15 protein-coding genes are annotated in these 14,927 nt (G+C 71.6%); 10 read left to right on the top strand and 5 right to left on the bottom strand.

The genetic code is table 11. From position 1 onward, the window contains the following. Nucleotides 1-46: 46 nt before the first annotated feature. The 3 genes from DEJ27_RS08945 to DEJ27_RS08935 form a co-directional block, all read right to left on the bottom strand. Nucleotides 47-1,273 (bottom strand): lipopolysaccharide biosynthesis protein, encoded by a 1,227-nt coding sequence (locus DEJ27_RS08945; protein WP_146238589.1) that lies wholly within the window; start codon nucleotides 1,271-1,273, stop codon nucleotides 47-49. Further along, the gene (locus tag DEJ27_RS08940; RefSeq protein WP_110862026.1) at nucleotides 1,270-2,580 is read right to left on the bottom strand and encodes an MATE family efflux transporter; all 1,311 of its coding nucleotides are present in this window, start codon (nucleotides 2,578-2,580) and stop codon (nucleotides 1,270-1,272) included. Before DEJ27_RS08940 ends, DEJ27_RS08945 begins: the two co-directional genes overlap by 4 nt. Before the next feature lie 182 nt (nucleotides 2,581-2,762). Then, on the bottom strand, nucleotides 2,763-4,100 hold the full coding sequence (locus DEJ27_RS08935; protein ID WP_110862028.1) for a uracil-xanthine permease family protein: 1,338 nt from the start codon (nucleotides 4,098-4,100) through the stop codon (nucleotides 2,763-2,765). Between the two features lie 81 nt (nucleotides 4,101-4,181). Here DEJ27_RS08935 and DEJ27_RS08930 point away from each other — a divergent pair, with 81 nt between their 5' ends. The 3 genes from DEJ27_RS08930 to DEJ27_RS08920 all read left to right on the top strand — a co-directional run bounded on the left by DEJ27_RS08930 (nucleotide 4,182) and on the right by DEJ27_RS08920 (nucleotide 7,556). Next, nucleotides 4,182-6,146 carry a M13 family metallopeptidase gene (locus tag DEJ27_RS08930; RefSeq protein WP_111090817.1) on the top strand — a complete coding sequence of 655 codons (1,965 nt, stop codon included), beginning with the start codon at nucleotides 4,182-4,184 and terminating at the stop codon, nucleotides 6,144-6,146. Beyond that, a complete protein-coding gene (locus DEJ27_RS08925) occupies nucleotides 6,146-7,084 on the top strand; it encodes a serine hydrolase (protein WP_110862031.1) in 939 nt (312 codons plus the stop codon). The genes DEJ27_RS08930 and DEJ27_RS08925 overlap by 1 nt, the downstream gene beginning before the upstream one ends. A gap of 196 nt (nucleotides 7,085-7,280) precedes the next feature. After that, a complete protein-coding gene (locus DEJ27_RS08920) occupies nucleotides 7,281-7,556 on the top strand; it encodes a hypothetical protein (protein ID WP_110862033.1) in 276 nt (91 codons plus the stop codon). A 3-nt stretch (nucleotides 7,557-7,559) separates the two neighbouring features. Here the strand turns inward: DEJ27_RS08920 and DEJ27_RS08915 are convergent, their stop codons facing one another. Beyond that, nucleotides 7,560-7,958 (bottom strand): NUDIX domain-containing protein, encoded by a 399-nt coding sequence (locus tag DEJ27_RS08915; protein ID WP_111090782.1) that lies wholly within the window; start codon nucleotides 7,956-7,958, stop codon nucleotides 7,560-7,562. Nucleotides 7,959-7,993: 35 nt separating this feature from the next. Beyond that, on the bottom strand, nucleotides 7,994-9,316 hold the full coding sequence (locus DEJ27_RS08910) for a glutamyl-tRNA reductase (RefSeq protein ID WP_027467024.1): 1,323 nt from the start codon (nucleotides 9,314-9,316) through the stop codon (nucleotides 7,994-7,996). A gap of 38 nt (nucleotides 9,317-9,354) precedes the next feature. Here DEJ27_RS08910 and hemE point away from each other — a divergent pair, with 38 nt between their 5' ends. From hemE to DEJ27_RS08875, 7 genes are all read left to right on the top strand, one after another. Beyond that, on the top strand, nucleotides 9,355-10,491 hold the full coding sequence (hemE, locus tag DEJ27_RS08905; RefSeq protein ID WP_111090781.1) for a uroporphyrinogen decarboxylase: 1,137 nt from the start codon (nucleotides 9,355-9,357) through the stop codon (nucleotides 10,489-10,491). Continuing rightward, nucleotides 10,488-11,804, top strand: a complete 1,317-nt coding sequence (locus DEJ27_RS08900; RefSeq protein ID WP_258369926.1) for an NAD(P)/FAD-dependent oxidoreductase — start codon at nucleotides 10,488-10,490, stop codon at nucleotides 11,802-11,804. Before hemE ends, DEJ27_RS08900 begins: the two co-directional genes overlap by 4 nt. 100 nt (nucleotides 11,805-11,904) lie before the next feature. Then, nucleotides 11,905-12,159: a hypothetical protein gene (locus tag DEJ27_RS08895; protein ID WP_017887727.1), complete on the top strand. Its 255-nt coding sequence runs from the start codon at nucleotides 11,905-11,907 to the stop codon at nucleotides 12,157-12,159. Next, entirely contained in the window at nucleotides 12,156-12,614 is a 459-nt protein-coding gene (locus tag DEJ27_RS08890; protein ID WP_110862040.1) for a phage holin family protein, read from the top strand. The genes DEJ27_RS08895 and DEJ27_RS08890 overlap by 4 nt, the downstream gene beginning before the upstream one ends. Nucleotides 12,615-12,646: 32 nt before the next feature. Then, nucleotides 12,647-12,877 carry a DUF3618 domain-containing protein gene (locus DEJ27_RS08885; RefSeq protein ID WP_027467026.1) on the top strand — a complete coding sequence of 77 codons (231 nt, stop codon included), beginning with the start codon at nucleotides 12,647-12,649 and terminating at the stop codon, nucleotides 12,875-12,877. A gap of 68 nt (nucleotides 12,878-12,945) precedes the next feature. Continuing rightward, nucleotides 12,946-13,698, top strand: coding sequence for a hydrogen peroxide-dependent heme synthase (hemQ, locus tag DEJ27_RS08880; protein ID WP_110862042.1), 753 nt, complete (start codon nucleotides 12,946-12,948; stop codon nucleotides 13,696-13,698). Beyond that, nucleotides 13,695-14,927 carry a ferrochelatase gene (locus DEJ27_RS08875; RefSeq protein WP_111090780.1) on the top strand — a complete coding sequence of 411 codons (1,233 nt, stop codon included), beginning with the start codon at nucleotides 13,695-13,697 and terminating at the stop codon, nucleotides 14,925-14,927. The genes hemQ and DEJ27_RS08875 overlap by 4 nt, the downstream gene beginning before the upstream one ends.

Here is a 14,927-nt window from a genome sequence, read left to right as displayed (position 1 = left end):
GTTGAACGAGGGGTGCGGTAGCGCTTGCGGACGACTCTTGAAGCTCTCAGCGCCGCCGCACCCCGATCCCCACCACAGCAACCAGGTTCACGGCACTCCCCACCAAGAATCCCGTGGTCCCGCCCGCGACACCGGCGACGGGCCCGAGCACCGCCATGAGCCCAGCCCCGACGACGAACCCGGCAACTGAGGCAAGGGCGACCTGACGTGAGCGTCCTGCGGCGAGCAGCAGCGCCGCCGGCACGAGTCCGACGGTGAACACCCACACCGCGACCACCAGGTACCGCAGGTCCGCGACGGCAGCTGCGCCCTCGGCGGGGTAGACGATCGGCAGGAACCACCCGGCGAGCAGGGCGACCAGACCGAAGACGACGGCGGAGGCAGCAGCGAACCCGACGACGAGCAGCAGGGCCCCGCGGGAGCGCAGCGATCCACCATCGGTCCGGTGCGCGAACGCCGGAACGAGTACCTGCCCCAACGCCTGCCCGAGCATCGACGCCGGCGTCGCCAAGGTGAACGCGGCCGCGTAGACACCGGCGTCGTGCGCCGACGACGTCACCTGCGCCGAGATCATCGTCAACTGCAGCAATCCGTTCGAGGTCACCACCGCCAGCACGTTCCACGCCGCGAACCCGAGCACCCCGGCGGCGGGTTCGTGCGAAGCCGGTGAGAAGCCGTTGCCCCGGGGCCAGCACGCGATCGCGAACACCGTGTACCCGATGGCCTGGGGCAGCAGCACGAAGGGCTCGAGCCGCGCGACACACGCCACCACGAGCAACCCGAGCGCCAGCACGCTCGTCACGGAGTCCCAGAGTGCGACCCGGGGTGCCCGGTCGTAGCCGAGCTGCGCGCCGCGGGCGTAGCAGTAGAGGCCGTAGCCGACGACGACCGCCGCACCGCCGAGCACCATCCCGGGCCCGTTGCCCCAGGCCAGCGCGATCGGCACGGTGACCGCCGCGAGCACCACGCTCGAGACCAGCATGGACACCCCGAGCAGCCGGTTCACCGCGGCGTCGGAGCGACGGCCCCGCAGCGCGATCGCCAGGAACCGTGACGCGGTGTTGCCCGCGGCGTTCGGCCAGAGCAGGGCGACGAACACCGAGAGCGACAGCAGCGCCGTGGTCTGCCCGAGGGTCTCCGTGCCGAACACCCGACCGACGACGACGGTCACGAGCAGCTTCGCGACGCCCTGCACTCCGATGCCGACCGTGGCGAGCACGGCCGACGAAGCCACCGAAGACGACGGAGCCGCAGAAGCAGCAGGCTCGCTCACCGCGCCAACGCCTGTTCCACCCAGCCGCGCCGGTGAGCCCGCACACCGAGCGTCACCGCCCGGACCCCGATGTACCCGAGGGCGAAGGCCGCCCACAACCCCGCGAGCGTCCCGCCGGCCCACCACAGCAGCGGCAGGTACACGACGAGGTTCAGGCCTCCGGCGATGGCCAGGTACCGTGCGTCCCCGGCGCCGATCAGCACCCCGTCGAGCACGAAGACGTACCCGGCGACGGGCATCCCGACGGCGATGAGCACCAGCACGACGGGCAGGGCGTCCCGCACCGCCTGGGAGTCCGAGAACACCGGCCCGAGCACTCCGCTCACGGCCAGGGTCAGCACCCCGAGCAGCACACCGCCGGCGATCCCGAGCAGCACGAGCCGTCGCGTCACCAGTCGCACCCGCTCCGGGTCCCGCCCGCCGAGCCCGTGCCCGACCAGTGCCTGCCCGGCGATCGCCAGGGCATCGAGCGCGAACGCCAGCGTCGAGAAGACGGTCAGCCCGACCTGCGTCGTCGCCAGCCCGGTGGTCCCCAGCCCGGCAGCGGCCCCGACGGTCGCGAGCATCGCGATCCGCAGCGACGCGGTCCGCAGGAACAGCCAGGCGCCCGACCGCAGTGCACGGGCGACGCCCGAGGCGCCGGGTCGCAGCGGCGCCCCCGACGACCGCGCGGCCCGCACCGCGATGCGCACGTACACGACGGCCATCGCCCACTGCACGATGACGGTGCCGGCGGCGGATCCCTCGACACCCCAGCCGGCGCCGTAGATCAGGACCGCGTTGAGCAGACCGTTCGCGACGAACCCGATGGTCGCGACGACGAGCGGGGTCTTCGTGTCCTGCAGCCCACGCAGCAGTCCGGTCGAGGCGGTCACGACCAGGATGCCGGGCAGCCCGATCAGCGAGATGGTCAGGTACGCGGTCGCCGCGGCCGACACCTCGGCCGAGGCGCCGAACAGGTCGACGAGCGGTCCGGCGAGCGGCCACCCGACCAGCGCCAGCAGCACCCCCAGCACGAGTGCGAGCCACATCCCGTCGATGCCAGCGTGCACGGCTCCGCGTCGGTCGCCACCACCGAGCGCGCGCGCCACGGCCGGGGTCGTCGAGTACGCCAGGAACACCAGCAGCCCGGTCACCGTCGACAGCACGGCGCTCGCGAGCCCGACGGCCGCCAGCGGCGTCGCACCGAGGTGCCCGACGAGCGCGGTGTCGGTCAGCAGGAACAGCGGCTCGACCACGAGTGCGCCGAGCGCCGGCACCGCCAGCCGCACGATGTCGCGGTCGACCGCGCGCCGCTCAGCGGTCACCGCAGGTCGCGTCGGTCGTTGCACCGACCCATTCTGTCGGCGATGCCGACCCGTCGTGGTCGCCAGGCGGGGTGGGCACGACCCCGTGACGGACTGGAGGCTCGTGACGGCGCCGCCACGGGCCTCCAGTCCGGTGGTCCCACGTCGTCAGGCCGGACGCGCGTTCCGGCCGACCACTTGCGTCAGTCGGCGCGCGGTTCCGCGGGGACGGCGCCGTTGGCGGCGTGCGCGGGGTCGGAGACCTCGGTCGACGGCTCGTCGGTGCCACGGGCCCGGCCGATGACGTCCATCACGTGGTAGACGACGATCGCTGCGATGGTGCCGACGATGATGCCGCCGAAGCTCGCCTGGCCGAAGCGGAACGTGAAGTCGGCGATGCCGATGATCAGGGCGATGCCGGCCGTCAGCTGGTTCTTCGGCTTCGAGAAGTCGACGCGGTTCTCGACCCAGATCCGGATGCCGATGACGCCGATCAGGCCGTAGAGCGCGGTGGTGGCGCCGCCGAGCACGCCGGCCGGAACCGAGGAGATGACCACGCCGATCTTCGGCGACAGGCCGAGCAGGACGGCCGCGATGGCGGCGACCCAGTAGGCGGCGGTGGAGAAGACGCGGGTGGCGGCCATCACGCCGATGTTCTCGCCGTAGGTGGTGGTGGCGGAGCCGCCGCCGACGCCCGCGAGCACGGTCGAGATGCCGTCGGCGAAGAGCGCGCGACCGGTGAGCGGCGTGAGGTCACGGCCGGTCAGCTGTCCGACGCCCTTGACGTGCCCGACGTTCTCGGCGACCAGCGCCAGGACGACCGGCACGAACGCCAGGTAGATCGCGAGCTGCGACGGGTCGAACGCGGGCGCGGTGAAGTCCGGCAGACCGATCCACTTCGCCTCACCGACCTTCGAGAAGTCGACCTGGCCGCCGATGAGCGCGGCCACGTACCCGACGAGCACACCGATGACGATCGACAGCCGGCCGATCAGGCCCTTGAACAGGACGGTGACCAGGATGATCGCCGCGAGGGTGATGAGTGCGATGACCGGGGACGCCGTGAAGTTGTCGCGGGCGGCCGGTGCCAGGTTGAAACCGATCAGGGCGACGATCGCGCCGGAGACCACCGGGGGCATCAGGCGGTCGATCCAGCCGGCGCCGGCCAGGTGCACGACGAGGCCGACGATCGCGAGCAGCGCGCCGACGACGATGATGCCGGACAGGGCGAGCGGGATGCCGCCGATCTCGGTGGCAGCGCCGATCGGGGCGATGAACGCGAACGACGACCCGAGGTAGCTCGGCAGGCGGTTGCCCGTGATGAGCAGGAACAGGATCGTGCCGATGCCGCTGAACAGCAGCGTCGTCGACGGCGGGAACCCGGTGATCAGCGGCACCAGGAACGTGGCGCCGAACATCGCGACGACGTGCTGCACGCCGAGGCCGATCGTCCGGGGCCAGGTGAGTCGTTCGTCCGGTGTCACGATCGTCGTCGCGGAGACGGTCTTGCCGTCCCCGTGCAGCTTCCACGGAAGTCCCATGCGATGACCGTACCGGCAGCCGTGCGCCGGTGACGACCCGGATCGGCCTGCCCCATGGGGACGGTGGCTATCGTGGACGACATGACCGACGTCGCACGTGCCTCCGGCATCCACACTGACGAACTCGACCCCGCGGTGCGCCCCCAGGACGACCTGTACCGCCACGTGAACGGGACCTGGATCGAGGCGACGCCGATCCCCGACGACAAGGCCCGGTACGGCTCGTTCACGGTGCTGGCCGAAGCCGCCGAGATCGCCGTGCGCGACATCATCGAGCGCTCGCAGCAGGCCGCCCCCGGCACCGAGGAGCGCAAGGTCGGCGACCTCTTCACCTCGTTCACCGACGAAGCGCGGCTCGAGGAGCTCGGCACCGCACCGATCGAGCACCTGCTCGCCGAGATCACCGAGATCCAGTCCGTGCGCGAGGTCATCGCCGCCGTCGGCCGCTTCGAGCGCCTCGGCCTGCCGAGCTTCCTGCAGCTCTTCGTCGACAACGACCCGGGCGACCCCGAGTCCTACGTCGTGTTCCTGGAGCAGTCCGGCCTCGGGCTGCCCGACGAGTCGTACTACCGCGAAGAGCGCTTCGCCGACATCCGCGAGAAGTACCGCGAGTTCGTCGCGGCGATGTTCCCACTCGCCGGCCTCGACGACGGCGGTGCCCGTACCGAGCACGTCATCGCGCTCGAGACGGCGCTCGCCGCCCAGCACTGGGACAACGTCACCACGCGTGACAGCCAGAAGACCTACAACAAGCTGCCCTGGGCCGAGGTCGCGGCGCTCGCGAAGGGCGTCGACCTGCAGATCTGGTGGCAGGCCATCGAGGCACCGGCCGGCGCCTTCGAGACCGTCGTGGTCCGTGAGCCCTCGTTCATCACCGGCCTGGCCGACCTGCTGAACGACCAGCCGCTCGAGGTCTGGAAGGACTGGCTGCGCTGGCAGGTCATCCGTGGCTCCGCCGCGTACCTGACGAGCGCGTTCTCGGCCACGAACTTCTCGTTCTACGGCACCGCACTCACCGGTGCGCCCAAGCAGCGCGAGCGCTGGAAGCGCGGCGTCTCGCTGGTCGAGGGCGCGATGGGCGAGGCCGTCGGCCGCATCTACGTGCAGGAGCACTTCGACGAGACCTCGAAGGCCGAGATGGACGACCTCGTCGCCAACCTGGTCGAGGCGTACCGGCAGAGCATCACCGCGCTCGACTGGATGACCGACGAGACCCGCGCCCGTGCGCTCGACAAGCTCGACAAGTTCACGCCGAAGATCGGATACCCGGTGAAGTGGCGCGACTACTCGGCGCTGCCCGTCCGTGCCGACGACCTGGTCGCGAACGTCCGCGCGGTCGCCTCGTTCCAGGTCGACCGCGAGCTCGGCAAGATCGGCAAGCCGATCGACCGCGACGAGTGGTTCATGACCCCGCAGACGATCAACGCGTACTACAACCCCGGCTTCAACGAGATCGTGTTCCCGGCCGCGATCCTGCAGTTCCCGTTCTTCGACGCGAACCGCGACGCCGCCGCGAACTACGGCGCGATCGGTGCCGTCATCGGGCACGAGATCGGCCACGGCTTCGACGACCAGGGCTCGCAGTACGACGGCGACGGCAAGCTCGAGAACTGGTGGACCGAGGCAGACCGTGCCGCGTTCGAGGAGCGCACGAAGGCCCTCATCGCCCAGTACGACGCCCTGGTGCCGACCGAGGTGCCCGACGGGCACGTGAACGGCGCCCTGACGATCGGCGAGAACATCGGTGACCTCGGTGGCCTGTCGATCGCGTGGAAGGCGTACCTGCTCTCGCTCGACGGCCAGGAGCCCCCGGTCGTCGACGGCCTCACCGGTGCCGAACGCTTCTTCCTGAGCTGGGCACAGGCCTGGCGCATGGCGATCCGCCCGGAAGAAGCGGCTCGTCTGCTGTCGATCGACCCGCACTCGCCCAACGAGTTCCGCTGCAACCAGGTCGTGCGGAACATCGACGTCTGGTACGACACCTTCGGCGTGACCGAGCAGGACGCGATGTACCTCGACCCCGCCGAGCGCGTCGCCATCTGGTGATGACGGAGCCGGACGCGGCCCGGTCGTCGCGCCGCCGGCGACCGGACGACCGCCCAGCAGGTGGCGGCCGCGGTCGCGGGCGGCACAGCGGCCGGTCCGACGACCGCTTCACCGCCACCACCGAGGCCCTCGGTGCCCTCGCGCTCGAGGGTGCCGGGGTCAGCGCCTCGGTGATCGACACCTCGAGCGGCAAGGCCCTGCTCGCGATCGACGACACCCTGGTGCAGCCGGTCGCGAGCCTGGGCCGTGTCCTGCTGCTCATCGAGGTCGCCGCCCAGCTCGAGGACGGCCGCCTGCACGGTGACCGCCTGCAGCGCATGGCCCGCGACACCGCGACCGGTGCCGGCCTGTGGCAGTTCCTGCAGGAGCCCACGATGCAGGTGCCCGACCTGGCGACGCTGGTCGGGGCCAACGCCGACGCCTGGGCCATGAACGCACTGCTGTCGACCGTGGGGATCGACGCCGTCCGTGAGCGCGCGGAGTCCCTGGGCATCGAGCGCACCGCGTTGATCGACCGCGTGCGGGACCGCCGCGGACCGGACGACGCCCCCGACGCCTCCGTCGCACCGACCGGGGAGCTGTCGTGGGTGATGCGCGGACTGGCGCTCGGCGAGGTCGTCGACGAAGCGGTGTCGAACCGGGTGCTCGGCTGGCTGTCCCTGGCGAGTGACCTGAACCTGGTCGCCGGCTCCTTCGGGCTCGACCCCCTGGCGCACCGGGCGCTCGACCACGGGCTGCAGGTCGTCGCGGTCACCGGGTCGAGCACCGGCGTGCGGGCCGAGGCGGGGATCCTGCGGGGGCCCGGGTCGTCGGTCAGCTACGCGGTGACGGTGACGTTCGACGACGCCTCGTTGCAGCGGCGGTTGGCCGTCGTCGAGGCGCTGCGGACCATGGGCACCGAGGTGCTCGAGGCCGTGCACGCCCCGGCTCGTCGCTGAGGGCGCTCGCCGCCGCCCGTGCCGAGTCTCGGCCCGGCGGACAGATCGCTGGCGGAGCGACGGCGAAACTGTCCGCGGGGCCGAGTCTCGGGGAGCGTGCTGCCCCTCCGGCACCGGACGCCGCATCCGGTTCGGTCGGCGTCCAGGGACCACGGGCACACTCCGAGACAAGCAACCCGAGCAGCGGAGGTCGGACATGACGGGCAAGCACGAACAGGCACGAGGCGACGAGGGTCGCGCGGACGGGGTCGAACCCCGCGCCGGAGCCTTCACGGACAGCGAGATCCCGGGCGAGGAGCCCGTCGAGTCGACGGAGCCCGTCGGCGAGTTCGTCTCGAGCGACATCCCCGGCGAGACTCGTCCGACCGGAGCCGGACCCGACGGCGAGTACGTCGACTCGGAGATCCCCGGAGAGGCCGAGCCGGCCCAGAACGGCGAGGTCGGGGAGTACACCGACACCGACAAGGCCTGACGGTCAGTCGATGAGCTCCGCCGCCACCAGGCGGCGGAGCGTCTCCACGCCCGCAGGCGGGCAGCGGTCCGCGTCGGCCGAGGTGACCCACTCCACCTCGTCCACCTCGGCCGAGGCGACGGGCGTGGCGGAGTCCAGCGGGCCTCCCGGCCGGACCAGGAACAGCGTCATCGCGACCATGGTCCCCGGCTCCTGCCCGTGAGCGGGCTCGAGCACGACACCGAACGGGTCGACGTCGGCGGCGGTGAGCCGCAGGCCGGTCTCCTCGTGCGCCTCGCGCACGGCGGCCTCGACGTCGGTCTCGTGCGGCTCCGCCTTGCCGCCGGGCAGGTAGAGCACGTCGCGCGCCCTGGCGCGCACCATCAGGACACGTCGGTCACGCACCAGCAGCAGCGCACTCACGCGCAGCGTGGGTGGTTGAGGAGCGGCCTGGAGGCTCAGCTCGCGTCCGCCTGGTCGTCGCGATCCGAGGCGGTCGGGTCCAGTGCCGTGCGGTCGGCGAGCGGGACGACGGGCGACGGCAGCTCCGGCTCGGCCGCGGGCCGGACGCCGTACAGGGAGTCGATCGCCCCGACGAACTCCTCGCCGCGACCGGCGCGACCGAGCTCACGGGCGCGGACCGAGGGCCGGTGCAGCAGGACGCCGACCAGGTGCCGGAGTGCCCGCTCGGTGTGCTCGACGGACTCGCCGTCGGCGTCCGCGCGGCGCTTGGCCCGCTCGATCTCGTCGTCGAGGATGTCGAACACGTGCTTGCGGAACGCCACGAGCGCCGGGGTCGTCGACTGCTCCATCGCCTGGGCGCGGAACCGGGACACGGCGTCGTCGACCATCGCGCGGGCCTCGGACTCGGCGTTCAGCTCGGAGATCGGGGCGTGGATGCTGATCGTCTCGAGGTCGAGCAGCTCGACGCCGTCGACTCCGGCGGCTGCGGGGTCGACGTTGCGGGGGAGCCCGAGGTCGATGACGATCCGACGGACCCCGTCGTCGAGGTCGGCCGGTGCGACGACCGGGACCTCGCTCGAGGTGCAGGTGATCAGGACGTCGCTCTCGCCGATGGCCTGGCGCAGGTCGCGGGCGGCGACGAGGTCGTGCTTGGCGGCGAACCAGGGCGCCCGGCCCGAGGGCGAGAACACCTGGATGTTCGTGGCGCCGCGGTCACGCAGGGCGGCGATGGTGGTGGCCGCGTAGCTGCCGGTGCCGACGAGCAGCACGCGGGTGCGGGCCCAGTCGGTGACCCGTGACGAGGCGAGTTCGAGGCCGAGGCGCACGAGCGACCGGCCGGCGGCGCCGATGCGGGTGCGGGTCTTGACGCCGCGCGAGGTGTGCGCGGCCTCTTGGAACAGGCGCTCGAGGTCCGAGGTGGTGGTGCCGTTCGACCGCGCGTCCTCGAGCGAGCGACGGACCTGGCCGGAGATCTCGGTCTCGCCGACGACGACGGACTCGAGACCGCTCGACACGGCGAACAGGTGCTGCACGACGTCCTTGCCGTCCAGCACGTTGACGGAGTCGAGGACCTCGGTGGCGTCCAGGTCGCTCGCGGCGGCCACGGCCTGCACGGTGGCGGAGACGGCGGAGTCGCTCTCGTCGCCTGCGATGTCGAGGTACGCCTCGAAGCGGTTGCAGGTGGCGAGCACCACGGCACCGTCCAGGACGCCGGCATCCGTGACGAGTCGGCTGGCTGCCGCGGGTGCACCGATGCTCAGTCGCTCCAGGAGATCGAAGCTGGCGTTGCGATGCGACGCCGTGAGACAGATGAGCACGTAGTCAATGGTAACGCGCTCGATGGGAGAATCATCCGGTGACCGAAGCGACGACCACATCCCTCCCCGACTCCCACCCCCTGGCATCAGGGCGGACGAGTGGTTCCCGCCTGGTACGGGCCCTGCGGGGTGACCGTCCGGAGACGCTCCCGGTGTGGTTCATGCGCCAGGCCGGACGGTCCCTGCCGGAGTACCGGGAGCTCCGGGTCGGCACAGCCATGCTCGACGCGTGCCTCGACCCGGAGATGGCGTCGGAGATCACCCTGCAGCCGGTGCGCCGGCACGGGGTCGACGCGGGCATCTTCTTCAGCGACATCGTCGTGCCGATCAAGCTCGCCGGCGTGGACGTCGAGATCGTCCCCGGTCGTGGCCCGGTGCTCTCGTCGCCGATCCGCACCCCCGCCGACGTCGACGCCCTCGAACAGCTCGACCCCGCGGCCCTCGCCCCCATCGAGCAGGCCGTCCGACGCACGGTCGAGCAGCTCGGTGACACCCCGCTGATCGGCTTCGCGGGGGCGCCGTTCACCCTCGCCGCCTACCTGGTCGAGGGTGGCCCGTCCAAGGACCACATCCGCGCCCGCACGCTCATGCACGCCGACCCCGAGACCTGGTCGCGGCTGCTCGCCTGGGCCGCCGAGGTGTCCGGGGTGTTCCTCCGGGCACAGGTGCTCGCCGGGGCCTCGGCCGCGCAGCTCTTCGACTCGTGGGTCGGGTCGCTCTCCCGCGCCGACTACGTCCGGTCCGTCGCACCGCACTCCGCCCAGGCGATGTCGCACGTCGCCGAGCTCGGGGTGCCGCGCATCCACTTCGGCGTCGGCAGCGGCGAGGTCCTGGCCGACATGACGACCTTCGGCACGGACTCCGTGGGCGTCGACGCGGTCGGGGTCGACTGGCGCCTGCCGCTCGACCAGGCCGTCCAGCGCGTCGGCACCGGGGTCAGCGTGCAGGGCAACATCGACCCGGCGATGCTCTCGGCGCCGTGGGGTGTCCTCGAAGCGCACGTCCGCGACGTCGTCCGTCGGGGCGGTGCCGCACGGGCCCACGTCGTGAACCTCGGCCACGGCGTCCCGCCCGAGACCGACCCGGACGTCCTGACCCGGGTGGTCGAGCTGGTCCACTCGCTCGGCGACGGCCGCGCGGACGGCGGCGCAGCGCAGGACGGAGCCGGCGCGTGACCGACGTCGTCGTGGTCGGCGGTGGGGTCGCCGGGCTCGTCACCGCCCGTGACCTCGCCAAGGGCGGCGCCCACGTGGTGCTCGTCGAGTCCTCGGGCGAGCTCGGCGGCATGATCCGTCGGCACACCGTCGGCGGGATCGACCTGGACATGGCGGCCGACTCGTTCGCCACCCGCACGGACGCCGTCGGCCGCCTGGCGATCGAGCTCGGGCTCGGCAACGACGTCGTCGCCCCCGACCCCCGCGGTGCCTGGCTGATGACCCGCGACGGCCGGACCTCCCCGATCCCGGCGACCGGGCTCCTCGGCATCCCGAGCACCCCGATGGCCGCGGACGTGCTGGCCGTGGTCGGGCAGAAGGGCGGCCTGCGCGCCCAGATGGACTCGCTGCTGCCGGCACCGGTGGGCGCCAAGGCCTCCTCGCTCGGCGAACTCGTCCGTCGGCGCATGGGGGAGCGGGTGCTCGACGACCTCGTGGTGCCGATCGCCGGTGGCGTGCACTCCACCCACCCCGACCAGCTCGACCCCGATCGGGTGGCTCCGGGCCTGCGCGCCGCACTGCTGCGCGAGGGCTCACTCGCCCGGGCTGTCCTGTCGCTGCGGGCACGCGCGGCCGCCGGCACCCCGGTGCAGGGGATCCGCGGTGGGACGGTGCGCCTGGTGGACGAGCTCGTCGCCGACATGGAGACCTACGGGGTGGACGTCCGGCTGCACACCCGGGCGACCCGCATCGAGGCGCACGCGGTCGAGATCGTCAGCGCCGACGGCACGACCGAACGGCTGCCCGCCCAGCACACCCTGTCCTCCGTCGCCGACCCGGAGCGCACCGCCACCCCCGATAGGACGGGCATCCAGCTCGTCACGCTCGTCGTCGACCAGCCGGAGCTCGACGCCGCCCCGCGTGGCACCGGGATGCTCGTGCACCCGGACGCCCAGGCGGTGTCGGCGAAGGCCCTCACGCACGCGACGGTGAAGTGGCCGTGGCTGGCCGACGCGGCGGACGGACGCCACGTCCTGCGGCTCAGCTACGCGACCACCGCGACGGACCCTGCGGGCGTCGCCACGAGCCTCCCGGTCGACCCGACCGACCCCGTCGGCAGCCGCGCGCTGCAGGACGCGTCCACGCTGCTCGGTGTGCCGATCACGGCCGATCGCGTCAGCGGCGCCGGACGCGTCGGCTGGTACGGGCCGGACCTGACCGCGGCCGGGCTGGCCGAGGGCGTCGTCGGGATCGGTGAGGCCTCCACCGGACGCGGCCTGGCGGGGATCATCGCCGCTGCTCGGAAGGCAGCCGACGAGATCCTCGGTTCCTGAGCGGACCGCGCAGCCCCTGAGGGCTACTGTTGGTCAGACCGCCGGACGTATTCCGTTCGGTGCATGACCACCGCACAACCAATGCACGGAGGAATCGCACATGCGCGGAAAGCTCCTGTTCGTCGCCGGCGCCGCACTCGGGTACGTCCTGGGATCGCGAGCCGGACGGGCGCGGTACGAGCAGATCAAGACCGTCAGCGGCAAGGTCTGGAACAGCAACGGCGTCCAGAAGGGCGTGCACGTCGCCGAGGACTTCATCGCCGACAAGACGCCGGACGTCGCCGAGTTCATCGGTGAGACGACCAAGAAGGCCGTCCGCAAGGTCGGCCAGAAGAAGGACACCACCACCTCATGACCGACACCCGCGATCGCAAGTCGCGTTCGCTGTTCGGCCTGGTCGGTGACGTCCCGAAGCTCGTCAAGGGCCTGGTCAAGGGCGAGATCGACCTGCTCAAGGCCGAGATGCTCGCGAAGGCGAAGATCTTCGGCCTCGCAGCCGGTCTGCTGGTCGGTGCCCTCGTCGTCGTGCTCTACGCGATCGGCGTCCTGCTGACCGCAGCCGTGATGGGCCTCGCGACCGTGATGCCGGCGTGGCTGGCCGCACTGGTGGTGGCCGTGGTGATGCTGATCATCGCCGCGATCCTCGGCCTGATCGGCTGGAAGCGGCTGAAGAAGGGCCTGCCGGTCACGCCGAAGCGCACGATCGCGAGCGTCAAGGACGACATCAACGCGGTCAAGGGCCTCGGCAAGAAGCCGACCCCGCCGACCCAGTACGGCAGCCGCACCCCGGACGTCGACGGCCGACCCTGAGGCCCGACATCCGCACCACCGACGGAGGAACCGTGACCGACCCGCACGACGATCTCGCTGCTCGCGTCGCCGCGACCCGCGCCCAGCTGTTCGACACCCTCGACGCGATCGAGGACAAGCTCAACGTCCCGAAGCAGATCGGGATCGCGGCGTCGAAGTTCAAGCGCGGCCTCGACGAGAAGCCGGTGCCCTACCTGGCCGGTCTCGCAGCCGGTGTGGCGGTGGTCGGGGGTATCGTCGTGATGGTGCTCCGACGGCGGTAGACCGCCCGAGCGCGGTCCACCGGATGCGGGGCGGCCAACACCCTGGCAACCGATAGGACAATGGATCCATGAGCTCCGACGCGCCCGCGCACGCGAACGACCACCCCCACACCGAACCCGCCGAGACCGGTCTCCCGGACTCCGGGATCGACCCGAACCTGCTGACGGCCTACGCCCTCTGGGCAGTGTTCCGCCGGCCCCTCGGTCCGGTCCACCGCGTCGGAGACGACGCCGTGGCCGAACTCGACACCGTGATCGCCAGCGCCGCCGAGCGCGGGGTGACGATCCGTGGCTTCTACGACGTCTCGGCCTTCCGTGCCGACGCCGACGTCATGGTCTGGCTGCACGGTGACGACGCGCAGGTCATCCAGGCCGTGCTGCGCGAGATCCGTCGCACCGGCCTCTTCCAGGACGCCGAGCCGGTCTGGCACGTGATGGCCATGCACCGCGAGGCCGAGTTCAACAAGCGGCACACCCCCGCGTTCCTGCGTGGCAAGGACCCCGAGGCGTGGATCACGGTGTACCCGTTCGTCCGCTCCTACGAGTGGTACCTGCTGCCGGAAGAGGAGCGTTCGAAGATGCTCCGCGACCACGGCATCGCCGGTGCGAAGTACCGCCGCGTGCTCACGAACACCATCGCGACCTTCGCCCTGAGCGACTACGAGTGGATCCTGCCGCTCGAGAGCCCGGACCTCGTCGACCTGGTCGACCTGATGCGCGATCTCCGCTACACCGAAGCGCGCATGCACGTGCGCGAAGAGGTCCCCTTCTTCACGGGTCGTCGCGTGACGACCGCCGAACTCCCGGAGGTGCTGTCATGACCGACACCAGCATGATCACGAACGGCCAGGTCCTCGCCGCCACCCCCGCGGCGGCATCCGGTCCCGAGCACGTCGAGACCCCGACCGCCTACGACGCGATCCTGCTCGCCGGCTTCGGTGGCCCCGAGGGCCAGGACGACGTCATCCCCTTCCTGCGCAACGTCACGCGTGGCCGCGGGATCCCGGACGAGCGTCTGGAAGAGGTGGCGCACCACTACCGCCACTTCGGCGGCGTGAGCCCGATCAACGCGCAGAACCGTGCGCTCAAGGCAGCGCTCGAGGCCGAGCTGGCGTCGCGCGGCATCGACATGCCGGTCCTCTGGGGCAACCGCAACTGGGAGCCCTACCTGGAAGAAGCGTTCACCGAGGCGGCTGACAAGGGCTACACCAAGCTGGTCGCCATCGCCACGAGCGCGTACTCGTCGTTCTCGAGCTGCCGGCAGTACCGCGAGGACTACGCCCGCGTGCTGAACGAGACCGGCCTGATCGACACGATCCAGATCGACAAGGTCCGCCAGTTCTTCGACCACCCGGGCTTCGTCCGCCCGTTCATCGACGGCGTCCGCGACGGCATGGCCCGCGCGATCGCCGAGAACGAGGGCCTCGACGTCGCGACCGAGCTGCAGGTGCTCTTCTCGACGCACTCGATCCCCTCGGCCGACGCCGCCCGCTCCGGCCCCGACTACCGCGGGTTCGACGAGCACGGCGCGTACGAGGCGCAGCACCTGGCCGTCGGCGAGGTCGTCCTCGACCAGGCCTGGGCCGAGCTCCTCGAGCAGCCCGAGCACGCCCACCTGCAGGGCACGTCGAAGCCCGCCTGGAAGCTCGTCTACCAGTCGCGCTCCGGCCCCCCGACGCAGCCGTGGCTCGAGCCCGACATCAACGACTACATGAACGAGGACCTCAAGGGTGGCCCGACGCGTGCCGTGCTGATCGTCCCGCTCGGTTTCGTCAGCGACCACATGGAGGTCATGTGGGACCTCGACGAGGAAGCCACCGAGACCGCCGGTGAGCTCGGCTTCTGGTCGCTCCGTACGCAGACCCCCGGCATCGACCCGGCCTACGTGTCCGGGCTCGTCGACCTGGTGCTCGAGCGGGTCAACGGCACCCCGAAGGCCGAGCGTCCGCACATGACCGACATCGGTCCCTGGTACGACGTGTGCCGTCCTGGGTGCTGCGAGAACGTGCGAGCGGGGTTCAAGCCCGCCGCCGCGGGCGTCGCCCCGTGA

Origin of the sequence: Curtobacterium sp. MCPF17_018, assembly GCF_003234135.1 — a bacterium.
Taxonomy (GTDB): Bacteria; Actinomycetota; Actinomycetes; order Actinomycetales; family Microbacteriaceae; genus Curtobacterium; species Curtobacterium flaccumfaciens.
Note: the sequence above shows the minus strand (reverse complement) of the source record. Positions and strands in the feature narration are given on the sequence as shown.